At 41.8% G+C, this 25,032-nt stretch carries 20 protein-coding genes; 9 read left to right on the top strand and 11 right to left on the bottom strand.

Translation table 11 applies throughout. From position 1 onward, the window contains the following. Positions 1 to 157: 157 nt before the first annotated feature. Entirely contained in the window at positions 158 to 652 is a 495-nt protein-coding gene (locus MTF68_RS10600; protein WP_248462468.1) for a dual specificity protein phosphatase family protein, read from the bottom strand. An 89-nt stretch (positions 653 to 741) separates the two neighbouring features. Here MTF68_RS10600 and MTF68_RS10595 point away from each other — a divergent pair, with 89 nt between their 5' ends. The 3 genes from MTF68_RS10595 (at position 742) to MTF68_RS10585 (ending at position 5,032) form a co-directional block, all read left to right on the top strand. Continuing rightward, on the top strand, positions 742 to 2,979 hold the full coding sequence (locus tag MTF68_RS10595) for an exonuclease domain-containing protein (RefSeq protein ID WP_248462466.1): 2,238 nt from the start codon (positions 742 to 744) through the stop codon (positions 2,977 to 2,979). Between the two features lie 135 nt (positions 2,980 to 3,114). Next, entirely contained in the window at positions 3,115 to 4,017 is a 903-nt protein-coding gene (locus tag MTF68_RS10590; RefSeq protein ID WP_248462464.1) for a hypothetical protein, read from the top strand. A 61-nt stretch (positions 4,018 to 4,078) separates the two neighbouring features. Beyond that, complete coding sequence (locus MTF68_RS10585; protein ID WP_248462463.1) at positions 4,079 to 5,032, top strand: hypothetical protein; 954 nt, start codon at positions 4,079 to 4,081, stop codon at positions 5,030 to 5,032. On the opposite strand, the gene MTF68_RS10580 is transcribed toward MTF68_RS10585, so the two are convergent. Then, positions 5,016 to 6,362, bottom strand: coding sequence for a S8 family serine peptidase (locus MTF68_RS10580; protein ID WP_248462461.1), 1,347 nt, complete (start codon positions 6,360 to 6,362; stop codon positions 5,016 to 5,018). The genes MTF68_RS10585 and MTF68_RS10580 overlap by 17 nt on opposite strands. 139 nt (positions 6,363 to 6,501) lie before the next feature. Here MTF68_RS10580 and MTF68_RS10575 point away from each other — a divergent pair, with 139 nt between their 5' ends. From MTF68_RS10575 to MTF68_RS10555, 5 genes are all read left to right on the top strand, one after another. Continuing rightward, on the top strand, positions 6,502 to 6,993 hold the full coding sequence (locus MTF68_RS10575; RefSeq protein ID WP_054982238.1) for an RNA polymerase sigma factor: 492 nt from the start codon (positions 6,502 to 6,504) through the stop codon (positions 6,991 to 6,993). Then, positions 6,990 to 7,730, top strand: coding sequence for a hypothetical protein (locus tag MTF68_RS10570; RefSeq protein ID WP_248462460.1), 741 nt, complete (start codon positions 6,990 to 6,992; stop codon positions 7,728 to 7,730). The genes MTF68_RS10575 and MTF68_RS10570 overlap by 4 nt, the downstream gene beginning before the upstream one ends. Positions 7,731 to 7,755: 25 nt before the next feature. Further along, complete coding sequence (locus tag MTF68_RS10565; RefSeq protein ID WP_054982240.1) at positions 7,756 to 8,268, top strand: hypothetical protein; 513 nt, start codon at positions 7,756 to 7,758, stop codon at positions 8,266 to 8,268. 501 nt (positions 8,269 to 8,769) lie between these two features. Further along, positions 8,770 to 11,124, top strand: a complete 2,355-nt coding sequence (locus MTF68_RS10560) for a TonB-dependent receptor (protein ID WP_248462459.1) — start codon at positions 8,770 to 8,772, stop codon at positions 11,122 to 11,124. Positions 11,125 to 11,475: 351 nt separating this feature from the next. Further along, a complete protein-coding gene (locus MTF68_RS10555; RefSeq protein ID WP_248462458.1) occupies positions 11,476 to 13,872 on the top strand; it encodes a TonB-dependent receptor in 2,397 nt (798 codons plus the stop codon). 514 nt (positions 13,873 to 14,386) lie between these two features. On the opposite strand, the gene MTF68_RS10550 is transcribed toward MTF68_RS10555, so the two are convergent. From MTF68_RS10550 to MTF68_RS10535, 4 genes are read right to left on the bottom strand one after another with little or no spacing between them, the layout of a single operon-like run. Then, positions 14,387 to 15,241: a hypothetical protein gene (locus MTF68_RS10550; RefSeq protein WP_248462457.1), complete on the bottom strand. Its 855-nt coding sequence runs from the start codon at positions 15,239 to 15,241 to the stop codon at positions 14,387 to 14,389. After that, positions 15,238 to 16,341, bottom strand: coding sequence for an ester cyclase (locus MTF68_RS10545; RefSeq protein WP_029772152.1), 1,104 nt, complete (start codon positions 16,339 to 16,341; stop codon positions 15,238 to 15,240). The genes MTF68_RS10550 and MTF68_RS10545 overlap by 4 nt, the downstream gene beginning before the upstream one ends. 9 nt (positions 16,342 to 16,350) lie before the next feature. Further along, positions 16,351 to 17,316 carry an ester cyclase gene (locus MTF68_RS10540; protein ID WP_054982244.1) on the bottom strand — a complete coding sequence of 322 codons (966 nt, stop codon included), beginning with the start codon at positions 17,314 to 17,316 and terminating at the stop codon, positions 16,351 to 16,353. 10 nt (positions 17,317 to 17,326) lie between these two features. Beyond that, the gene (locus MTF68_RS10535; RefSeq protein WP_248462456.1) at positions 17,327 to 18,937 is read right to left on the bottom strand and encodes a sodium/solute symporter; all 1,611 of its coding nucleotides are present in this window, start codon (positions 18,935 to 18,937) and stop codon (positions 17,327 to 17,329) included. 238 nt (positions 18,938 to 19,175) lie between these two features. Here MTF68_RS10535 and MTF68_RS10530 point away from each other — a divergent pair, with 238 nt between their 5' ends. Continuing rightward, positions 19,176 to 20,189: an ester cyclase gene (locus tag MTF68_RS10530; protein WP_055255210.1), complete on the top strand. Its 1,014-nt coding sequence runs from the start codon at positions 19,176 to 19,178 to the stop codon at positions 20,187 to 20,189. Positions 20,190 to 20,244: 55 nt separating this feature from the next. Here the strand turns inward: MTF68_RS10530 and MTF68_RS10525 are convergent, their stop codons facing one another. The 5 genes from MTF68_RS10525 to hisD are packed head-to-tail and all read right to left on the bottom strand — an operon-like array spanning position 20,245 to position 25,028. Further along, entirely contained in the window at positions 20,245 to 21,267 is a 1,023-nt protein-coding gene (locus MTF68_RS10525) for an ester cyclase (protein ID WP_248462455.1), read from the bottom strand. Continuing rightward, a complete protein-coding gene (locus tag MTF68_RS10520; RefSeq protein ID WP_248462453.1) occupies positions 21,254 to 22,033 on the bottom strand; it encodes an aldolase/citrate lyase family protein in 780 nt (259 codons plus the stop codon). The genes MTF68_RS10525 and MTF68_RS10520 overlap by 14 nt, the downstream gene beginning before the upstream one ends. Then, positions 22,030 to 22,731, bottom strand: coding sequence for an alpha/beta hydrolase (locus MTF68_RS10515; RefSeq protein ID WP_248462452.1), 702 nt, complete (start codon positions 22,729 to 22,731; stop codon positions 22,030 to 22,032). The genes MTF68_RS10520 and MTF68_RS10515 overlap by 4 nt, the downstream gene beginning before the upstream one ends. 14 nt (positions 22,732 to 22,745) lie before the next feature. Beyond that, positions 22,746 to 23,753 (bottom strand): LacI family DNA-binding transcriptional regulator, encoded by a 1,008-nt coding sequence (locus MTF68_RS10510; protein WP_024033720.1) that lies wholly within the window; start codon positions 23,751 to 23,753, stop codon positions 22,746 to 22,748. Next, on the bottom strand, positions 23,754 to 25,028 hold the full coding sequence (hisD, locus tag MTF68_RS10505; RefSeq protein ID WP_024033719.1) for a histidinol dehydrogenase: 1,275 nt from the start codon (positions 25,026 to 25,028) through the stop codon (positions 23,754 to 23,756). It lies immediately after the preceding gene. Between the last annotated feature and the right edge of the window lie 4 nt (positions 25,029 to 25,032).

Genomic DNA, 25,032 nt, shown 5'->3' with positions numbered 1-25,032 from the left:
TCAAAAATTTAAAAGTACATTTAGGCCTGCAGGTTTTGGCTCATTCCTATTTGGTGTTTTTTTGGTTTACATAATTACGATTAGTTACCGCTAATAAGTGGCTAAGCTTACCAAGGGTAACTAAGAATGAGCGTTAACATATTCCCCCGTTTCTCCCTCACACCTCAAAGTTATTAAAGTATTCTTTTTGCAATTCTATAGTGAGTGCTTTAGGGCGAATACCTTGTACTAAGCTGTATACCTCTTCTTTTGTGTAACCTGCCGAATTTAAAATAAGCGCAGCAACCAACCCTGTGCGGCCAGTGCCGCCTTTGCAATGTATGGCAATGGTTTGTTTTTGCTGTATGGCTTGTAGTATATCTGTTTTGTGGGTGTTCCAGCTTGATGTAAAAGGCTGTTTGGGTGCTTCGTCGTCATTTATTGGTAAATGAAACCAGGTTATATCGTGCTTTTTGCACTCATTATTAATTGTTTCTACGTTGTTTTTTTCAAGCTCCTTTTGCGGCATAAGCGATAACAGCATGTGAGTGCCAGCCGCTTTTAATGTAGCGATTGAATCCGCTAGGTTTTGCGTTTTTGTACCAGGGCAAGGCGTAAAAATAATATTTGCGCCGTTATTGAGTGATAAAACATCGTATGGGTGCGCGCTCATGGTAAGTCCTTTATTTTTAATAAATTTACTTTTATACGCTCACTATAGCGTGTTTTAGTTACAAGTTTAAGATTGAATAATAAGCACAAATGCTAGATACTGTTTTTATATACAGTTGTGGCGATGTTATGAAAAAAGAATTACCAGCAAAATACTATTTAGCGCATTTTAGAGAGCTTATTGAGTTTGTAACAAGTAAATGTATGCATTTACTTGAGCCTAAACATAGTGAATTTATTAGTAAAATTAACCAGCTAGATGAGCAAAGCCAATGCATGTTGGCGCGTGTGTATTCGCGCAAGCCTTATTTAGTGCAGGCGCAATCGCTTAATTATGAAGAAATAACTTCGCCGCATCAGGCTATTTATACGCTAAAAACAGCGGGTATTTTATATGAGCCAAACGCACAGCATTACAAGCAGCTTATTGCGCATTTAACCAAGCCCATGTTGGTGGAGTTACTCAGTAATTACAGTGAGCAAGTAAGCTTTAAGAAAAGCGCAGCTAAAGGGGAGTTGGTCACTATTGCATGTCAGTTTTTTAGTGATCGCGCAGATGATTTAGCCCCTTTATATAGCCAATATGTGATAAATAACCGTGAAGTTTATTACGAGTATTTTGAGTTTTTATTTGCAGGGCGCTTAAGTAGTGGCGATGTAAACCATCAAAACCGCTTTGTTATGCGCGATTTAGGGTTAACCGCTACCCGCGAAGGGCACAGCGAGAGCTTATCGCGCTTTAATACACTCGCTGAGGCGCAATCTAATTACGTTTTAAATCGTTACCGTTTAGCGTTTAAAAACATTGGCAAAACAGCCGGTAATACAAAAGATGAAACCTTTGATGACAAAGCCCCTTACACCGAGCTTGCGTATTTAGTATTGGCGCAACCGGCGCACGGCGCACAAGCGCACGACATTAAAAACAAACTGCTGGTTAGGCTGTATAAACAACTTAAAAATACCGATAGCGAACTTGCTTTTAGCTTACTTGAAGGCTGCACCGATTACGCCGAAGCCCAAGAAATTCAAATAAGAGAGCAATACCGCCTAGGTAATAAAGCGTGGGTTAAAGCGCAGCTAGAGCAAATTATAGAAAACCCGCTCACCGACGATTTACTGTACTTTGCTGATGACTTTTTAATGCGTAAGTTTAATAAACAAACGCGTTCGCGCTTAAGTACTATGCTGGCCGACACCCAATGTGTACTTGAAATTGACGAAATTTACCGAGGCGATGTAGAGCAAGGCGTAAATGAGTATTACAGTGCAAAAGGGTTAACGGTTTTTAATACCGAAAACACCTTATGGCAAAGCTTGTTTGGCTTAGTATTTTGGCACGAGTTATTTATTGAGTCGCCATACCCGCCGTGTAATGAATTTGATATTTACCCGCAAGTTTTACAGCTTGGTAATTTTTATGAAGCACAAAGCACGCAAATTGACGCACGTTTAAAAAGCTGTAGCACTAATCAGGCGCTGCTTAATTTGGTATGTAAACATGCCGCGCAGTATTTTGAGCAGCCCAATGGTTTATTTAGATGGCGCAGCAATTTATTAGAGCCACTAGAGGCACTTATTTTAAACAGCCCGCTTGAAGCGTTAATTGCGCACTTAACGGCTATGAGCAAACACTATTTACAGCTAAAAGACGGCTACCCCGACTTAATGGTTATTAATAATGGCCAAGTACATTTTGAAGAGGTAAAAGCCCCAGGCGATAAGCTTAGGCGCAACCAACTTACCACTATTGATAATTTAAAAAATGTAGGCTTTACAGTACATATTGCTGCAGTTAAGTGGTTTGTAGACCCTAACCGTATTTACAGCGTGATTGATATAGAAACCACGGGTGGCTTAAAAGGCGGTAACCGCATTACCGAAATTGGCATTGTTAAAGTGCAGCACGGTAAAGTAATTGATACCTGGACGACACTTATTAATCCGCAGCGCCATATCCCAAGCTTTATTACTAAATTGACCGGCATAAGCGATGGCATGGTTTACAACGCGCCTGTATTTGCCGATATAGCACAGCCACTACTAGATAAACTCGCAGGCAGTATTTTTGTAGCCCATAACGTAAACTTTGATTACGGTTTTATAAAAAAAGAATGCGAGGTTGCAGGGCACTTTTTTAAAATGCCAAAAATGTGCACCGTGGTCGAATCGCGCAGAGCGTTTAAAGGGCTAAAGTCGTATTCGCTTGGTAACCTTAGCGCGCATTTTAATTTAAATTTAACCAGCCATCACCGCGCATTGGCCGATGCTACCGCCACTGCCGAGCTGTTATTGCTGATCCAAAACAGTGAAACGCTTACGCAGTAAACGAGTAATTTATATTTAAGAGTATGAAACTTAAATAATTAAGTAACGTTATTATAATTTTTAATTATTTTTGGAATAAAGTGTTTTTGTAAATCGTCTTCTTTATGTCAATCCGACAAACTAGAGGACAAAACAATGACTAAATTAAATAAAATTGTAAGCGTAATGATGTTAAGCGGTGTGTGTACTTTTACAGGTGCAGTGCACGCCGCTGATATTGAACTATCTCAGTCAACGTCGGCGCAGCAACAAACATCTACATCTATTGTGCTTTCACAAAACGGTTTAACAGCCAGTGGTAGCAACGAGTCAAACGTATCTAACGATACACAAGTATCGGCTGATGATTCGCAAAACACAGATTCGACGGCGAATAACACGCAAACTCCAGCGCAAGAAAGCAGTGAGGCCGCAGAGCCTGCAAATACATTAGTTGCATCTGCAAGCGGATCTTTAAATAATGCATTAAATGCATTGGCCTCGTCTTTAAATACCACAGGCAATTCCACAAGCAATACCACAGCCAATACAGCGCTCGATGCAACAACACAGTTAACTTCATCGGCGGGTAATTTAACAACCGCTGTGAGCCAGTCATCATTACTTTCTGTTACCTCTGAACAAGGCGCTCAGCCAGATACTACCGACGCACCAATAGACGCCTCTTTACTTTCAAATGTGGGCAGCGCTACCGATTCAGTTACACAAGCTGATGCAACTAATGCAACTAATGCGCTTAATACCGGTGAGCTTACAAACCAATTAGCAATTACTAATACGGCTGCAAACTCAGTAAGCTCTGCACTGCAAATGGGTGATGCAATTAACACCAGTAATGAAGTAGTAAGCAGTGTTCAGCAATCTTTAATTGACAGTGTGCAAGACAGTACGGTTAGTAGTTTACAAAGCACGGTACAGCAAAGTGTTAGCGGGCAGGTGAGTGCAGCGGTTACTGATCAAATTAGTAACGATGTAGCACTTAGCACCGCAAGTGAAGTAGTAACCAACATTACTAACGATTTAGATCTAGGGCTTTAATACGCCAAGTGCTTGCACAAATGCCGAATGGGGAAACCTATTCGGCCTGTTGGAGAAAAATATGAAATCAGTTATAACCGCCACAGTGTGTGTTTTTAGTGCCCAAGCGGTGCTTGCACAAACCAACCACGTTAAAACAGCTGAGCAAAATAAACCCTTTAAAAGTAGCTTTGAGCTAAATGCAGATGCAGAAGTTGGGGTATTAAGTAACTCGGCGCTCTCTGTTCAGGAGCTTGACGATATTTCGTCGCAAAGCGACAGCGGCATCAAAACCGCAGCCGGTGTTAATGCAAAATGGCAAGTAACCAAAGGCGCTAAATTAACCTCAAGCTATAAGTTTGAACAACAAGACTACGATGAGTTTGATCAATACGATTTAGACCTGCATCAATACGGTTTAGATGGCAGTTATAGCTTTAATAGCCATGAGCTAGGGGTTCGTTACGATGGCGCAAAAGCAAATGTAGATGGCGATACATTTTTACATTTTAATCAAGCTAGCGCCTACTATGGTCATTTTTTAAACCCGCATACGTATTTGCGTATGAGTGTAAAAACCAAAGCTAAACGTTTTGCTACTGCAAAAGCACGTAATGCCGACGGCGTAGGTGGCGATGTAGCGCTTTATCATTTTATAAATAATGGGCAAACCATGCTAATGGCATCGCTAAGTGCCGATAAAGAAAACGCCGACGACAACCAATACGACTTTAACGGCTACGGTTTTACTACTAAAGTTACGCACAAATTTACGGCCTTTAATGTGGCTAACAAAGTGGGAGCTGGCTGGCGTTATCAAAATAAAGATTACGATGAGCAAACAACGGATGATTTTTTTGAGCAAATACCGTCGCGAGATGAGCACCGAAATGTCGTTAATGCGTTTTATAACCTAGCTGTGTTTGAGCACGTAACACTCATAGCCGAGGCTGAATATGGCGATTATCAATCAAAGCTTAGTAGCAATACCTATACGCAATCGGTTTTATCGGCGTCAGTTAAAGTGCACTTTTAGGTGGGTAAATGGCACCATAACCAAAGGTGGTGTCTTTGCCATGCTCGCCTAAGTCGATGGCAAGCGATGTAAGCTCGTTAAGTGCTTTGGTTTTATTATTACCATGCTTTAACAATAAACAACTTAATGCCGCGCTTACATGCGGCGCCGCCATTGACGTACCCGACTCCCTTCCAAATTTTCCATTGCCTTGGCTTGTAACAACATTTACACCAAGGGCTGCAAAGTCTATGTAATCGCCTTTATTTGACCATCTATAAATTTGGTTTTGTGAATCAATAGCACTTACCGCTATCACGCTTTTATACGCACCTGGGTATAACGGCTGCGACGCCGGCCCTTGGTTACCTGCAGCAGCTACAATTAATACGTTTTGTTTTATTGCTGCAGTAATACTTGCTTCTAAAACTGCGTTATTTGGCCCTGTTAGGCTCATATTTATTACGGGTATTTTATTACTGACTAGCCAGTTAAGTGCTTCTACTATGGCAAATAATGTAGCTCCTTGAGCATATTCAGATTGCCTATAAAACACCTCGGCACTGTAAAGCATGGCACTGCCTAAAAGCGGGTTAAGTTTTGCGCCTTTACCTGTAATTAGCCCTGCAATGGCGGTGCCGTGTAAATTTGGCGAGCTTAACCCTTGTGGTAAAAAGCTTTGCGTAGTGATATTTGCACCTTCAAAAGCACTGTGTTTGGTATTAATGGCGCTGTCGATCATGCCAATTTTTACGCTTTGTGTGCAGTAGGGGGCAATAGAGTTATTTGGTGTTACTTTTGCGGTAGGCTCGCCAGTTTGCGCTTGGTATATGTGGTTTCGGTCAAGTATTGCAGACTCATCTATGTTAAGCGCTTTTAATAACTCACTTTTAGAATTAACACCTTGGGGGGCGTTAAAGCGTACTAAGCTCATGTTAAGTGCGTTGTAATTTTTTACCGATACAATGGTTACATTTTGCTGCTTTAGGGTATTAAGTTGTTGGCTATTTGCCATTAATAACCATTGGCGCTCTATTGCTCTAAAGCCGTTTTCTAGCTCTACTTCAACAAATGCGGTGTTTTGGCTATTTATATTAATGTTAAGCACATTGGGTAAGCTGCTAATTGGCTCACTAATTTGCGCTTTTAGTTCATCAATCGAAACTTGTGGTACAAGCACCGGAAGCGGCAGGCGTTGTGCGCGCTCTATAGTTTGCTCAATACGCTGCTCTATTGGGTTTAGCTGCCCAAGCACTTGATCGACTCTCACTATATTGGCTGAGCTCGTTGCGCTAAATATGCAAAGCGAAGTGGCTATTATGTGTTTAACGCGTGTGTTTTTGATATTCATAGTGGGTTACTTCTATTAAATTTATCATGCTTGTAGTTAACGTGTAACACATAGAAATATTTCATTATTCAAATTATTTTGATTCTTTGGGAATAAATGTTTTTTTGAATCGTCTTCTTTATAAAAGGGGTAAAAATCAATGAACGAAACATTAAAAACCTTATTGCCCATGCTTAGGCGTTTTGCCTATTCGCTAACGGGTAGTAAAGCAGATGCAGACGATGTAGTGCAAATAACAATTGAAAAACTATTAGTAAAAGGCATTCCGGATGACGTTGAGCCTGCTAAATGGGCGTTTAAAATTTGCCGCAATGTGTGGATAGACGAATACCGCTCACGCAAGGTAAGGCAAAATACGGCCCAGGCCGATGTTTTACCAGAGCCAATTACAAGTAATGAGCACCAAACACTCGAAAACAAACAAATGCTTAAAAATGTAAATACAGCACTTGGCCAATTACCCGAAGAGCAACGCGCCATTGTATCGTTGGTGGCAGTGCAGGGCATGGCCTATAAAGAAGTAGCACATACACTCGATATTCCTATAGGCAGTGTAATGAGTAAATTATCGCGAGCACGCAGTACACTTTATAACTTAATAAAACCCGACTTTAAAAAGGAGCAAGTATGAACATTAACGACGAAACACTTAGCGCCTTTTTAGACTCAGAGCTAAGCGAGCACGAAATGGAGCAAGTGCGCAAAGCCCTTGAAACCGATGATGAACTAGTAATGCGACTTGCAGAGCTAAGCGAAGTAGACATGCGAGTAAAAGAGCACGCAACAAGTATTGATGATGCACCCCTTAATGAATCATTAGCTAAAACGGTTGCAAAGCTTGATACAGCAACGACAAAAAACACGTTAAATAGCAATGTAGTAACGTTAACGCCTTGGCAAAGGGTTAAGCAGTCGGCTAATAAAAGCTTAGCAATAGCTGCAAGCGTTGCCGTGGTATTTGGTATTGCAATGACTAGTTATTTACAACCCAATGAGTCGCAAAATTTAGTAGCCAGTAACATAGCCTCTGCCCTTGATACACAGCTAAGTAGTGGTGAGTATAAGCAAAGTGATGGCTCAGTATTTAGCGCGCAGCTTAGCTTTAAAAATCAGCAAGGTGAGCTTTGTAGGCAGTATGCGCTAAGCTCAAACAATACCATGCAAACAAGCATTGCTTGTAAAACGCAAAGCGGCTGGCAAATAAAAGCGCAAACAGCCGCGCAGCAAAGTGATAATGGCGCGCAATATCAAACGGCCTCTAATAGCAGTGAGTTAGATGCTGTTATAGACAGCATGATCAGCGGCGCACCACTAGATAGAGCGCAAGAGCAGCAAGCAATTAGTGCAAAGTGGCAGTTAACCCAATAATAGTTTTTATAAAACGAGGTGAATAATGAAAACATCTATTTTAATTATCAGTATTTTACTTATGGCGGGTTGCGCATCTAAACCCGACTACCGCCCAGCTAATAATGGCTCACAAGGTTATAGCGAGCAAAAAATTAGTGACGATCAATACCGCGTCGAGTTTAAAAGTGTGTCAAACAACGTAGCCGACGCCGGTGACTATGCATTGTTACGCGCGGCTGAACTTACCCAAGCGCAAGGCTACGACTGGTTTGTTGTAACAAATAAAGAAACCTTTGTTGAGTCTAAATCGCAAGCGCCCGCGTCATCTATTAGTGCATCACACAGCCAGCAATATGAGCGAAACTGCGGTTTATTAACCTGCGAAACACGCGTACGCCCGAGCAATAGCGTAGGCGTACAAGTGAGCAACAATGATAAACGAAAAGAAGTACACACCCTGATTGACATTAAAATGGGTAAAGGTATTAAACCCAGCGACAATAGCTATAGCGCACAAGACTTAATTGAAAACTTAAGCAAAAAGACACAAAACTAATTATGAGAATAGTTATTAGCTGTTGTTATTCTACATGTGATTATATTTCAGCTACACACTTACGGTCTAACCTTTAGAGACAGTGGGCACTTAATTATTAGTCGGTTAGGTGCCTACTTTAAATGTGATTACACACCCCCTTGGACTTCGAAGTCTTTTAATCTGTATTTTCTCTACCATACTTCTTTCTTTGGTTGTTATTGTTAAATTAAACAGATCAAACCAGTGCTTTAAAGAATAAACTTGTAAAATAACTTTATAATTTTAAAGAGTTTATTTTTGTTTAAATACGCTGCTTCGTTTTTAGTGTTATGAACATGTAAAACTTTTACATAATCTTTATTGCATTCGAATGCAAAAAGCGATAGTTTTTATAAGTCGAAAAAATAGGCATTTAAACGCGCTTTTAATCATTATAAATACTTAAAATTCGGTTGCGGGTTATTTAGCCCTTAAATGCTTAATAAAATAACTTATATCAACAGGTGGAGAATTAATCTCATGGCCGCACATATTTTACGTAAAACACTTATTTTTGCTGCAGTAAACACGGCGATATTGGGCTCAGTCTCGGTATACTCGCAAGAGGCAAAGTTAAACCCTAACAAAGAGTTGGAGGTTATTTCGGTTACCTCTACTAAGCGTGTTAAAAGTATTCAATCAGTGCCGTTGGCTGTGACCGCTGTATCTGCTAAAGATTTACTAGAAAATGGCGTTACTGATATCTTAAACCTTGATAGCTTAGCGCCAGGGTTAAAGTCGGGTGTGTCGGGCAGTGATGCTCGCCCAGCTATGCGCGGTGCTAGAACAGAGCAAGTAGAGGCTAACGATGTTGCCATCGCGTTTTATTCTAACGGTGTTTATCGTCCTCGTCACGGGCAGGCGCTTGCTGGGTTTGTTGATTTAGAGCGTGTTGAAGTATTACGCGGGCCACAAGGTACATTGTTTGGTCGTAACTCATTTGGTGGTGCGATTGATGTTATAGCTAAAAAACCAGAGCTAGATATTACCGAAGGCGGTATGGCCGTTACATTTGGTAATTATGGTCATTTACGTGGTGAGGGCTTTTTTAATGCAGCGCTTACTGATGATACCGCGGTGCGATTTACTGGCGTTCGAGAAATAAGAGATCCCTACGTTGAAAATACATTTAATGAAGATGCAGGCTTAAAAGATGCTGATATGTATTTTTTACGTGGCCAAGTTTTTACTGAAATTAACGACGATATAAATTTAAATGTAAAAGTAGAAACGTGGCAGGATGAATCAAATGGCGGCGGTGCTTTTGGCTACCATATTTTAGGCGTTCCTATAAACCCTGCAACGGGTAAAACAAGTTTGTCGGCACCATTAACTGAGCGAATTGGTCGTGACGATGTGTGTGGCAGTAATTGTGGCCGCTTTGGCGCAGGTTTAGATAACGCTGCAACACCAGGGCTTGATACAGCACAGGCGGTATCGTCAGACCCATTTACTCAGCAGTTTGACTATAAACCATCGCGTGATGTAAGTGATGTAAGCATTAGTGCAGAGCTTAACTGGTCATTAGAGTCGGTAGATTTGAAAGTGATTGCAGCCTCAATGGATTACGAAGAAACGCGCCTTACTGATGGTGATTTTTCGACTTATGCAACCACGGTTGATGGCAATGCGATTGAATCAAAAACAAACTCGTTAGAAGTGCAGGTTAGCTCAACGTATGAAAGCGACTTTGAATGGGTAGCGGGTATTTATTTGCTTTCAGAAGATTTAGACAACGCATTTTTAAATGGCAGCTATGGGGCTGTGGTTGATAATGTGCCAGATACAACGCAACCCCAAGAATTTCAGTACGCGTCGTGGTTAAATCAAATTCAGTTAGAAACAAGATCAGCTGCTGCCTACTTTCAAGGTAATTACACATTTAATGATGATACACGCGGTATAGCCGGCATTAGGTATACAAATGACAGCCGTGAGTGGGATATTTACGGCCAAAACCCAGATGATTTAAGCACGCTTGATTTTTCTGTACTTGAGGTTGATAACGCAGACGATGATTGGAGTAAAGTAACCTGGAAGCTAGGCCTTGAACACGATTTAGCAAGTTCTCAACTGCTTTATGCTACCGTTTCTACAGGCTTTTTAGCGGGTAATGCACAGGGCGCTTTTAACGGCGAAGATAGCTACGATGAGCAAACAGTAACGGCTTACGAGCTTGGCTTTAAAAGCATGCTGCTTGATAATTCATTAAGATTTAACGCTTCTTTATATTACAACCAGTACGAGGACCTACTTTCTACTCGTTTTCAAAACGTGGGTGGTACGGCGGTGTCGTTTTTTGGTAATGCCGGGGAAATTGATGCTGCAGGTCTTGAGTTAGAAATTGATTGGCAGGCAAGTGATGCATTGCGCTTAGGGGCACGCGCCGCGTTTACAGACTCAACGTATGGCGACTTTGTTACGCCAAATGTATTTGAAGAAGGTGGAGAGACCATTAATGGCGTAGATAACTTACTGCAACTAGATGGTAATGACGTACAGCTAAGCCCTAAATACAATATTACACTATTGGCCAGTTATGAGTTTGATTTAGGTGATAAAGGCCGCGTTGTGCCTGCTACCAGTATTCAATTATCGGATTCGTATACAACCAACGATTTGCCTTTTTCATTTGGTACTCAAGAAAGTTACCAAAAGTACGATGCTAGCCTTGCATGGTATTCGGCAGATAATGAGTGGTCTGTACGTGCGTATGTTCAAAACGCAGGAGATGAGCTTATACTACTTAGGACAGTCCGCTTTGGTGGTAATGTGGCTGCGGCCGATTATGCTAATCCTCGCACTTATGGTGTAAGGGTAGGCTATAACTTTTAGGCATTTTTCAATAATGTATTTTAAGGTTTGAGTAAAAGTGTAAGTTTGTGCATTTTGCTAAAATATAGCATTGAAATTTTAAATTAAACAATCGCTTACATAGAGCCAGTAATAAATTATTACTGGCTTTTTTTGTGTTTCGAAATCACTTTATTTTCATTTTAATATATTGTTTTATTTAGGTTAATTTCGATAAGGTTATTATTCGAGCAAAAAGTTGTTGATCTTTTTGACTTCGAAGTCTATTTTAGAACCATGCATTTTCAATTGATACAACTTGTTTACTGTAATAATTGAAAATGTAGGTTTGGGGAGAACTAAATACGTTTTATACTGGGGAGAATAACTATAATGAAAGCTAAATTTACACGGACTCTCGTTCACTTTGCTGTAACCACCGCTATTGCAGCAACCACAATGAACGCACACGCTGCGCAAGAGCCAGAACAAGCACAAGAACAAACCGCAGAGCCCGCGATAGAGCGTATAGCGGTAACGGCAAACCGTCGCTCACAAGACCTACAGGAAGTATCATCATCAATAACAGCATTAGGGGAAGGGGACATTGCCCGTGCTGGTATTATTGATGTTACGGGTCTTGAACAAGTGGTACCAGGCTTACGTATGGGTTCGTCGGGTGGTGAAGTTAGGCCCGCTATGCGCGGCGCTCGCACTAACGAAGTAGGTGTAGCAGGCACCGGTATTGCTGAGCAAATTGTAGGTATATTTCAAGATGATATTTATGTGCCGACTACCTCATCGGGCTTAGGCGCGCTGGTGGATGTTCAACGCATTGAGGTATTACGCGGGCCGCAAGGTACGTTATATGGCCGAAACACGTTTGCGGGCAGTATTAATATTATTACTAATCAACCTGTTTTTGACGATTTACTGGGGAGTATAAAAGTTGAAACAGGCAGTTATAACCGCAGCGCTTACGAAGGAATTATAAATATTCCAGTAAGCGACACCGTGGCAACCCGTTTTGTAGTGGCCTCTGATCGTCACGATGGTTATATCAATAATTTAGTTGTTCCAGGCCCTTCAGATGACTTGCGCGAGAAAAACCAGTTTTATATGCGTAACGTTACTAAGTGGGAGCCAAACGAAAAGTTTAATGCCACAGTACGCTTTGATTACTCGCGTAAAGACTCTAACTCAGAAGCTATTTGGGGTTACCAACAAATAGCGGGCTACCAAATTGAAGAAACCTCGCCGGGGTCGGGTGTATTTAACACTACGCCTACAATAACCGAGGGGCATATTTATCAGCCAAGTGATGCACAGCACGAAGACCTTGGCCCGTATGATGTTTACCGCAATGGTTTTTCACTTGATAAGCAAGAAAGCTTTTCGACCACATTAGCACTTGAATGGTATACCGACTTTGCTGATATTAAATGGACCACCAACTACTCAACGCTTAGTGGTAAGCAATATTACGATAACGACTACAGCGACGGTGGCATTGATTTTGTAGGTGGTTTTGGCCGTGAGGATGACCAAAAAACACTCTCATCTGAGCTGCAGTTTTCATCTAACGATGAGGGTGATTTTTCGTGGATTGGTGGCCTTTACTACTTTGACCAAGAAGCAGATTGGAGCTGGTTATCGCATGCAGATACCACAGGCGATGGTGTGTCAGATTCTGTTGTAGTGCCTTCATGGGGGAACCCGGATTACGACCCGCATACGGCAAAATCTATTGCGGCGTATGGGCAATTACGCTACCAAGTAACAGAAGATTTGCGCGTGGTAGGTGGCTTGCGTGTAAACCAAGACGACAAAACATTTACCGGCGATACAATTCCTGATTGGGATGACTCAGCGCTACTTTATAAAGCGGCTGCCGAGTACGACATTAATAACGATATTATGGTGTATGCAAGTGTAGCGACAGGCTACAGAACCGGTGGCGCAAACGACTCGCGCGTTGTAGCCCGCGGTGCTGACCCACTTTACGATAACGAAGATGTTATCTCTTACGAAATGGGTATGAAAAGCTATTTGCTTGATGGCGCAATGCGTTTAAACCTTTCGGTATTTATGAACGAATACGAAGATGTAAAAGCACAGTTATTTGCAACCTCATGTAACGATACGACCACTGGCGATACTGTTTTAGAGTGTGTTGCAGCAGGCACTGCTACCACCTTTGAATACTACGAAAACGGCGGCGATGTAGAAACTGTGGGCCTAGAAGCTGATATTCAATGGGTGCCAATTGATAACCTAACACTAACCGGTACTTTATCTCTGCTTGATAGCGAATTTGCTGATGGTTATGCGGTAGGTAATGAGCAGCTTCGCCCATTATTAGCATTAGGTAACTTAGAAGGTCGCCAAGATATAAACGACAGCTCTAGTCAGTTTAGTTTTGAAGGCTGGAGCCCCGCTATGGCGCCTGAGTACAGTGTTGGTTTTTCAGCTCGTTATGAGTTTAGCTTAGGGGGGGATTCGTACTTAGTACCGTACATTCAACTAAATTACTTAGATGATTACTACGCGTTTGATACGAACATCCCAGAGGTGCAAGTAGATGCGCACTTAATGGCTGATGCACGTTTAACCTGGTACATAAACGACAGTGTGCAAGTAGAAGCGTACGTTAAAAACATTGGTGATAAAGCGATTTTAACTCGTGGTGTAGTGCACTCACAAATTGTTGATGGCTTACCTGCAAACTCAGTACAAGCTAACTGGAACAACCCACGTACGTGGGGCGCAAGCTTAAAATATCAGTTTTAAAATTTCCTAAAATGGCCGCTACGGTCATTACTTTCAGCCAGCTATTTATTAGCTGGCTTTTTTTATTTTAAGCTTGTTAATTAGCTCAAGTTAGCTCCCATTTAGCCTTACAGTTGTATTTACCCCACCTTTGCTGGCATTTATTAAGTGCGCTTTTATTGGCTTTAGATTGCAAGCTTAACCCCTCTAACCAGCCCTTCATTTAAGTTTGCTAAATGCATAAGTGTATTCAAGCCATAAGTGCGTAACTTACAATGTGGGGGCTTGGCTGTTGGTTGTATACTCGGGCTTTAGTAAGGCGAGGCTGATACTTTATTTATTGCCTTTAACTATTTTAAAGCGTTATTTTTTAAATAAGTAATACCCACTCGCTTAATTAAGTGAGCTATTTTGAGTTATAAAAGCGAGTCATTAACAAGGTAAAAATTGCTTAAGTATGATTACAGGTTGCTACAAAGGCCATCTATAAAAAAAGCGCTCAGTGAGCGCTTGAAGGGAAGTGGAAAAGGTGACCTTATAATGCAAATTGCTGGTTAAGTGCCAGCGTGTCGAATTGCATTACTTCGTGGGTTATTTGATTATCGCTGATGCTAATAACGCTAATTAGTTGTTGGCGTACACGTACGTTTTTAGCATTAAAGCTGCCATCGAGAGTCCAGCATAGTGTGGCTTGGTTTTGCGTACTGTCATACTCAACGGTTTCTAGCTGGGCATAGCGTCTGCTTAGCGATTGCGTAAAATCTAAGTGGCAATCAAGCAGCGCGCTAATAGATTGTGGCTGTGTGTTACCTGCAAGTACAGCCGTAGCGCTTGGAGTATAAAGGGTTTCAAACTGAGCCAGGTTGTTAGTTTGCCAAATTTGCCACCAGTTATCTAAAGTACGAGCAGTGTGAGAGGGCAGCTCGCAAATAGCGCTGGGGGTTGCATGAAAAGTAGTAGGGTGCAGCTGGTTATCTAAATCGCTAACGATAATTGGGTCACTTTTTGGTAGTTTAGGAATAACCGAGCTGTTATTTACCGTTGTATTTACATACTCGTTATTGGCTAGCGACAATGTATCAACCACACATTTTACTGACTTAATAAAAGTCCCGTTGTGTTTTATTACAAACGTTAAACGCACTGGTTTTTTAAGCTTTTTAGGCTGTAAAACCAGCTGTAGCGTTTCACGTTCTGCGCCTACACTATGGGTGTGCGATACACACTCAGACACACCATATTGAGCTAAAAAGCTAAGCCACAAAGGCTGCGCCTGCAAAGCACCCATGGCGGTAAAGTGGTGCTGCTGCCAACGGCTACTGCGAAGCAACTTGCTGCTTAGGCCTTCAATGTCGGCTTTAGTGTATAAATCGATAATAGCGTTGATCATGCATTTTCCTCCCACTGTGATTTGTTGACTAATGCATGTGCTTTAAATAAGTTTGCATAAAGTGCTACTTCATCAAAAACGGTGATCTCTTCGATGATTTTTTTGTTTTTAATACGCAAATGCGATGCGCCTAAAATAAAGTAAGGCTGCTGTTTAAGCTCACTTAGCTCGCTATTTTGCGGGTTAAAGTGGCCGGCGAGCGACCAACGTATCGCTACATCTGTCGTGGTTTCGTCAAATGGGGTAATAGCTATATGATCAATCGTTAATTTGGCGTCGGGGCAGGTTGCAAAAAATTGTATAAATACGCCATTAATTTGTGCAAGTCCGGTGGCCATTCTGCCGCTAGGCCATTGTTGTGTTGCCGTTAAACTGTAAAATTCGTGTACTTTAGCAAACTGTTTTTGATTAAATAGCGTGTCTAACCAAGTGTGGGCAAATGCCGCAAGCTCACCCTCTACAATGGGCGTACTTGCTACGCGGTGATCTATGGCAATTACACGGTTAAATTCATCGTTTAGCCACTGCGTGTGTTTTTCTTTACTCGGAATGTTAGCCATGTGTTTGGCTACATTAATAATGTTTAAGCCAAGCTGCTTAACTAAAAAGCCGTTGTCGCGCACTAGCCACTCTTTAACTATTTTGTTTTCAAAGCATACGCAGTCGGCAATGGTTGTAACACGGCCTGTTTTATGTGTTGCTGGGCCAAACTCAGAGTTACCAGTGTTGGTCATTACACTGCTAATTAAATGTGATGAGTAATAGTGCTCGTTGGCTTCTTCTGAAAACACCACGTTTTCGCCAATTAGGCTCCTGTCGGGGAAGGCGGCAATAGTTTTAAGGGTGCCTTGAATAACATCTTCTATGTTTTCGCCATAGGCGCCAAGGGTAAAAACAGGACATACATCGGCGTAATAGCGATAGCATAAGCCAATGTTTTTTTGCTCCCAAATACGGTGCGTTATGCGTAAAATGTAATCAACGATATCAACAAATTCGTCATCAAAACCGATTAAAGGCTGTTGTTTGTCACCTTGCGGGTTTAACACGCTCGATAATGGCAGCCAGTAAGGTTGGGTCATATTATTGTGTTTGTTCATGCTCACCTCTTAATTAGCTGCGGCTATTTTGCGTTGCATTTGCTCAAAAATATCAATGCCCATTCCATCTAATAAATGAGGGATATCAATAGCGACCCAGTTTTCTTTTAATATGCCGTTTTCGCAGCGCCAAAAGTCCATGACACGCGGGAACAGCTTATTGCCAGAAGGCGGTAAACCTAACCAGTCTTCACCGGTATGAGTGCCATACATGTGAGGCCAGCCGCCGGTAGCAACAAAGTTATCGTGACTTACTAAACACAGTGTTTTATTAATACCGCGATCAGGAAAGCCTTTTAAAAACGGCCCTTGATGGTGCTCTCTAAAGCCGCTAATTCCGCGGGTTGTACCAATGCCTGCTGGGCCATACCAAATAAAATCTGGGTGCCAGTATTTTTCTAAATTAATGCTGTATAAGTCTTTACCGTCATAGCGGCCAAGCTCTGTGAGCATATCCACTACAAGTTGCTCGTTGGTTTTGCTAAGCGTTTCGTTTTTATCACCTGTTGGTACGCCATCAAGTGTGGTGGGGGGCATAACTAAACCTGGGTAACCTAAGCTTGGGCGTAATGGGTTTACGCCTACTTGGTTCATTACATCAATTAAATCTAAAAAAGTGTAAACATTAACCACTTGGTTGTTTTCTATTTGCGCCATTTCGCTGTAGCGAATAAACACACTTTTGCCACTGGCAGGAATACCCAATAAAGGCTGTGTAAATGTGCCGGTAAAATACCCTGTTGCACACACCCATTGCTCACCTTTGTAGTCGCCCTGGATAGAGATAAACGGTTTGCGCTCTATGTCAGGTAACGAATGTTTAAGTACGCCAAAGTAATCATTAATCACATTTTGCTTTGTGCTAATAGGCTCAAAAGGGTGGCTTACCTGCCATTGAACGGAGTCTGCAAGCAATGCTTGATTTGGCAATTCTGCAGCGCTGAAGTTTTCGAAAAGCTGTTCTAAAATATTCATTTATTTCACCTTACACAAAATATTCAAATAACATGAGAGAGGCAAAGCTCAGTACAAAAAAGCCAAGTAACCAGTAATTGATTGAGTCAAACTTACCCGGAATTAAGTACCAGCCGTTTTCTTTTTCTGGACGTTTTTGAGCTTTAAATGCTTTTAACTGACCTTTAATGGTGTATTCGTTGTAATCCTCTTGATAGCCATCAAATGCAATACTTAACGCAATGCTAAATACAAGGCAGGTTATTGCCCCTATGGCGCAGTACCATGGCCATGCAATGTCGGTAAACAGTGCGCACACAGCAACGGTAATAAACGATACTAAGGTACCTATTAATAAGCCTTTTTCGGTGGTGTGCTTAGAGAAAAACCCAAGGGCAAACATGCCAAGCTGAGCACCTACAAAGTACGAGCCTACTTTAGTGAGTATTTCTAAAATTGAGCCTTCGCTGTATAGGTGATACATAATGGCCGGAATAATAATGATCACCGCCCAACCTAGCGTAAATAAGCGAGTAACATTTAAATAGTGAGCGTCGTTTTTTTCAGGCGCAAAGTACTTTTTATAAAAATCGATAGTACTTATGGTTGAAAGTGAGTTAAGTGCTGAGTCGAGGCTCGACATAGATGCTGCCATTACCGCCGCGGCAATAATGCCCATTAATCCCGGTAAACCATAATCAGCTGCAAACTGTAAAATAATTAAGTTGTCGTTTTCAAAAGTGCGCCCGCCGTAGTAGCTATAAAACAGCACGCCCATAAATATAAAAAACAAGTAAATAAAGAACGCGATAAAGCCCATTAGTAAGTAGGATTTTTTAGCATCGCCAATATTTTTAGCGGCAAGGGTGCGTTGCACCATCATTTGGTTAGTGCCATACACCGTAATGTGATAAAGCGACATAGCCAGCACGCCAGACCACACGGTAGTTACTTGGGTAAAGTCGAGCGAGAAATTAAGTGGGTCTAATTTACCTTGGCTTTTTAGCTCGCTCAGTGTTGAGCTAAATGAACCATCCATAGAGGTAATAAGGGCATACATAATAATACCAGCCCCTATAAATAAGATGGCTGACTGAATTACATCAGTCCATATAACGGCGGTTATGCCACCTAGCATGGTATAAATAAGGGCGATTATGGTAACTAAAAATATCGCAGTTATAACATTTATATCGATAATAAAGGCCAACACTAAGGAGGTTGCATACAGCACTGCGGCTGAACCCATAGTTTGCGATATTAACCAAATAGTAGAGATAAGTAAGCGGGCCTTTTTACCAAAGCGGCGCTCTTGGTATTCGTAAATAGAGGCCACACCCGCGTTGTAAAAAAACGGAAAAAACAAACACACCACCGCCACAATAACCAGTGGGTAGTTAAGGTGTATGGCAATAACCGAGAGCCCCTCTTTGTAAGACCACGCTGGCGCACCTAAAAAGGTGAGCGCACTTACATAAGTAGCAACAACCGATATACCAATAGCCCACCAAGGTGTTGTTTTTCGACCTATGTAAAAGTCGTTAGCACTACTGATCTTTTTACTAATTACAAACCCAAGTATTAGGTTGGCAATTATGTACCCGATGAGAATGCTCCAATTCAACAATCCAAAATCATTCATAATTAATCCTGTTAGATTAGGTTTTACGGGCTTGAGAGCCTATTTGTATTTTTTATTTTGAATCATCATGAATCACTTTGACTTCGAAGTCAATTCTCATTAGTATTATTTTAAAGCAATTTATAACTTACTATTCACAGGCTTTTAATTACTCTTTAAATGCAATACATTTTGTTAAAGTGTGTTTAACGGCGGTTTGAAGACATTAATTTGACTGCGCAAACAATGAGGAATAATCATGGCAGATATACTTAAAGATAAACAACTAGTTCGTCAATTTCATACTGCACTAGAAAAAGCACAAGGCAATGATTTACAAGCCGTATTTAATGAGTTTATGGCCAGTGAATACAGCTTTAAAGGGGTGCATCCGTTTAATGAGCTTGAGTGTGCGAATGATGTAATTGCCCAAGTTTGGCAGCCATTATTTAGCTCGTTTAGTGCGCTGCAGCGCCGTGAGGATATTTTTATTGCAGGGCAAAGCGAAGCCGACGGTGGCCAGTGGGTGATGAGCATGGGCCATTTTATGGGCTTATTTGATAAAGATTGGCTAGGTATTGCGCCAACCCATAAGCTTGCCACTTTGCGCTATGCCGAATTTAACTGTGTTAAAGACGGAAAAATAATTCAGACGGGCTTTTTCGTCGATATTATTGGCCTTATGATGCAAGTAGGTTTAAACCCGCTGCCGCTCTCTACTGGGCAATATTTTACGTATCCTGGGCCGCGTACGCACGATGGTATTCGTTTGGGTAAAAGTAGCGATGAGCAAAGCGAAAAAACAATGGCGCTGGTAAATCAAATGATTGATAACCTAACCGCGCTTAATAAAAGTGGCGTAGATACGTGCCCGCCCGAAGTGCTTGGTAAAACCTGGGATGAAAACATGGTGTGGTATGGCCCAGCAGGCATTGGCGCAACTTACACAATTAAGCGTTATCAGCAGCAGCACATGTATCCGTTTAGAGAAGGGTTAACGGGTAAAGTATTTAACGGCCATATTTGCCGTTTTGCTGAAGATGAGTTTGCCTGCTTTTTTGGCTGGCCTAACTTAACTAACACGGCCATTGGGGGCTTTTTAGGCCTACCGGGTGCTAATACCCCAGCAGATATGCGCGTGGTGGATGTGTATCACCGCGAGGGCGATAAATTAGTAGAAAACTGGGTCATTATTGATATTCCTTATTGGTTAAAACAACAAGGCCTAGATATTTTAAAGCGCACGCAAAGTATTGCGAACCCTGGCGCATAGTCTATTTAAGTAATAAAAAAGCTCTGTTTTACAGAGCTTTTTTTGTTTATACGCCCTAGGGCGCAAAGTTTAAATAGCGCGCTTTGGTAAGCTCTTTCATGCGTGCGAATACATCTACCCCAATTTGATGGTAGACATCGAGTATATCTATTAATACCCAGTTTTCGCGAATTAAGTTATTCTCGGCGCGCCAAAAGTCGAGACTACGCATGGTTATTTGCTGATTTGCAGGCGCAATACCTAACCAACCATCATTACTAATAGTCATGCTCATACCCGGCCACGCGGTAAAGCCAACATAGTTTTCATCGGCAAATAAATAGCCTTTACTTGCATCACCTACTCGGTTTGGCAGTGCATTTAAAAACGGAATTTGATGCCAGTTTCTAAACCCTTTTATACCTCGTGCAGTGCCTATGGTACTTGGCCCATACCAGCTACAGTGCGAGTGCCAAAATTGCTCAAGCTTCATGGCCTCTATACCGCCAGTGGCATAAAAACCAAGGTGCTCACACATGTCGCCCACAAGTTTTAAGCTTTGTGCTGCGTGCTCTTCATTGTATGCGTTTGTGATTAATCCATCTTGCGTTGCAGGGCCTGGTACATGCCACTCTTTACCTAAGCTCACCGAAAGCGGCCATACTTTAGCTTGCATCATTACTTCGGGAATATCCCAAATAGCTTGTACTTCTACCACTTTGTTATTTTTAATACGGTAAAATTCATGAAAACGCATGCTAACTTGGTGCCCTGTAGGGGGGATATCAAGCCATGGCTTTTCAAACGAACCGGTATAATAACCGCAACAACCTACCCAGTCTGAGTCGTTAATTGAGCTACCTGCCATAACGATTGTATCGCGGCGCTCTAAGCCTACAAATGCCTCGCTAAGTGGTAAATAAACTTGCTCAATAAGTGCATTAGGGTTGGCAAGTGTTTCAAACGGGTAACACAGCTGAATGAGCGTGTCATCGCTAAACACGGTATTAATTTGTGTATGCAAGGCGTTTATATCAAAGTTATACAGAGCCTGTCTAAAGTCGTGTATTAACGCTTTATTTTTATTATGAATGTTCATTGTTTTGGGCTCCTGTTGCTGTTTCAAATTGGTCTCGCAATTGCTTAGCGCCGCTTAATAAAAAGCTGTGATCTGAGCCTAATAAATAAAAGCTCACGCCTAATGATTGCCAATGGCTCAGCTCGCTCAAATTACCTACAAACATGCCACAGCATTTATTATATTTAGCCGCTGCCTTGGCTATTTTAGTGACTGCCTCAAGTACAATAGGGGCACTTGGGTTGGTTTCGCCAAGGGAAATGGTTAAATCCATACGGCCTATAAAAATGCAGTCTATTTCATCTATTTGGCACAGTTGTTCTATGTTATCCAGTGCATCGGCATCTTCTATTTGCGCAATAATACAGGTTGATGACTTATTGCTTGCTAGGTTATCGGTTAGGGCATGGGTTGTGTAACCAGCAAAGCGGCTTGAACCGGCATAGCCTCGGCCGTTATTGCCATAAAAGCAGTTTTTAATAATTGCTTTTGCTTGTACGGGGGTTTTTATATGCGGCAGCACAAGGCCATCAGCGCCTATATCTAAGCTACTTAATAAAGTGGCGTGGTCTGTATTACTAACACGTATAAGCGTGGGCATGTTTTTGGTACGTGCTGCCATTATGCAGCTATCTAAATCGCCTCTATCAAAGGGCGCATGCTCTGCATCAAGGCACAGAACATCAAGGTTAGTGTGAGCCAATACTTCTGTATTATGATAATGCGTGCTTTTAATAAAAGTACCTAGCAGTAGCTGTTTTGCATTTAACTTTTGCTTTAAATTCATGATAAAGACTCCAACCAGTCTAATAAAATTGCGTTTACCGTATTACTTCGCTCAAGCGGGGCAAAGTGAGCGCAATGACCAAGCAGTACAAGGTCACTATTAGGCGCTGCTTCATGCATACTTTGCTGAACACTTGCCGGGCATAACGGGTCATGCTCGCCCCCAATAATGAGTAGTTTTTTTGTACTTTGCTTTATTACGCTTAACGTATCTTCGCGGGTGGCAAGTGCACTCAGCTGGGCGTCAAAGGCGTTAATCCCCAGATCGTTTGCCATGCTAAGTACGGTCTCTTCATAGGCTTTACTTGGTTGGTAAAAGTAGTACGGCAAAAAGTCACGTTTAAGCAGGGCTTCTAAACTGCTGCTTTTGGCGTGTTCAATTTGTTTGAGTCTAATTGCAGGGCGCTCAGGTTTATCGGCTAAATAATTGCTCGATATTAAACACAAGGAGGTAACAAGCTCAGGGTTTGATTTTAACAGGGCAAGCGCAACAATTCCGCCCATGGAAAAACCTATAAATGGGCCCGGCTCTTGTGCAATTTTTTTGCAAAGTTCTACCATTTGCAAAATGCTAGATTGCTCGGTGAAGGGTATTACACACGGTGTATAACCTGCATTTTGCAGAGCGTTAATTTGCGCTGCAAACATGCGGTCATTACAGAGTGTACCAGGTAAAATATAAACAGGATTTTTGGCCACAAAAATTCCTTAATTTAACGTTTTTTAATAGAGTTCCCTTCAATTAATGAACCAGTAAATACCCGAACTTCTGCAGCCGCTTGAGGGTTTTCAATGCGCTCCATTAAAATATCAACAGCGGCTTTAGTAAGCTGTTTCATTGGCTGTTGTATTGTGGTTATTTGATAGTTGTACCACGAAGAGGCATTAATACCATCAAATCCTACAACCGACATGTCGTCGGGCACTTTAATGCAAAAGTTTTCTTTTAGTTCATCAATTACGCCAATTGCCATAGCATCATTACTGCATATTATGGCATCGGGCTTGGGGTGTTTTTTTAACCATTTTTTAAGTGCGTCGCGTGCCGATTTATACCCATAATCACCATAAATAACCGGCGTGTCTTTAACGCCTAGGGTTTGTAAATAATTTTCGGCTATTTCTCTGCGCTCGTTTGCAACATCTGAGTCGGTAGGGCCGGAGATAATTAAATACGATTTATGGTTAGCTTCGTGTAATAAATCAATTAACTGTTTAATGCCTTTGTCGTGATTACAGCAAACGGTGTTTGCATTCGACTCAGGCACATGGCGGTTATAAAGCACAATAGGCGTACTGTGTTTAGCAAATAAGTTTAAGCTTTTACTATCAAAGTGAGCAGCTAGGGCAATTACACCATCAACCTGAAAGGTCCATATGTTTTCGAGTAATTCATCTAGCTCTTCTGCGTTATCAAGTGTAAAGAGCAGCACACGTTTATTGTGCAATGCCAGCTCTCTGTTTAGCTCAGAAAGCACCTCTGGGTAATTCAGGTTTGCTTGCGATGACAATATAACCGCAACCATACCCGATTGTTTGGTGATCAACATACGGGCAATAGCATTCGGGCGATAGCCCATTTCATTGGCCGTTGCGATTACTTTTTCACGGGTTTTTTTAGACACACTAAAACCGGGTCTAAAAACACGTGATACCGCCGACTGCGATACGCCCGCTACACGGGCAACATCGTATGAGGTGACTCTTTTTTGCTTCAAGATTTACTTCCTATATCGTCTTACACGAATGTCTGCTTGTTCTTTGTGGCCTGCGAACCCTTCTGCAGCACATAATCGTGAACAATACTCACCAACAACCACCGAGGCTTGCTCTGTTACTTGCTGAAAAGTACATGTTTTTATGAATTTACCTACCCATAGTCCGCCAGTATAGCGCGCAGCTTTACCTGTGGGTAGTGTATGATTTGTACCAATGCATTTATCACCATACGAAACATTAGTTTGCGGACCTAAAAATAAAGCGCCAAAGTTTTGCATGTTCTCTTTAAAGTAATCGGTATTGCTGGTCATCACTTGCACGTGTTCAAACGCTAAGTCGTTAGCAACTTGCAGCATTTCTTCGTAGGTGTCACATACAATTACTTCACCGTGATCTTCCCATGCTACGCCTGCAATATCGGCAGTGGGTAAAATAGTAAGCTGTCTTTGCACCTCAGCTATTGTATCTTTAGCTAGTTGCTCTGAGTTGGTGAGTAAAATAGCCGGTGAAGTCGGGCCGTGCTCTGCTTGGCCGAGTAAATCTGCCGCACATAGCTCGCCATCTACACTGTCATCGGCAATAACTAGGGTTTCGGTAGGCCCTGCAAATAAATCAATACCAACACGGCCAAATAGCTGACGTTTTGCTTCGGCTACAAACGCGTTACCTGGTCCAACTATCATATCTACCGGCGCAATAGTTTGTGTACCAATTGCCATTGCAGCTACTGCTTGCACGCCGCCTAAACAATAAATTTCATCAGCACCGGCCATATCCATCGCGACTACAATTTCAGGTGATGGCTTGCCATTAAACGGTGGAGCCATGGCTATTACGCGTTTAACACCCGCTACTTTAGCGGTTAATACGCTCATGTGCGCAGAGGCTAATAGCGGGTATTTACCACCAGGCACATAACAACCTACGCTATCCATAGCGATATGTTTATGACCAAGGGTTACGCCGGGAAGAGTTTCTACCTCTACGTCTTTCATTGAGTCACGTTGTATTTGTGCAAAATTACGTACTTGGCTTTGCGCCCACTTAATATCGTTAATTAATTGCTCATCAAGTTGTGTATAGCAGGCTTTAATTTCGTCTTCTGAAAGTTTGAAAGACTCCGGAGTCCAGTTGTCGAACTTTTCAGAGTACTCACGAATGGCTGCGTCACCTTCGGTTTCAACATGCGCTAAAATATTCTCTACAATATCTCTTACTGATTGATTTTGTTTTTGTTTTGAGTCAATTGGTTGACCCTTTTTTAAATGCTTTATCATTGCT

The sequence above is a fragment of the Pseudoalteromonas sp. 2CM37A genome (assembly GCF_023161885.1).
Lineage (GTDB): Bacteria > Pseudomonadota > Gammaproteobacteria > Enterobacterales > Alteromonadaceae > Pseudoalteromonas > Pseudoalteromonas atlantica.
Note: the sequence above shows the minus strand (reverse complement) of the source record. Positions and strands in the feature narration are given on the sequence as shown.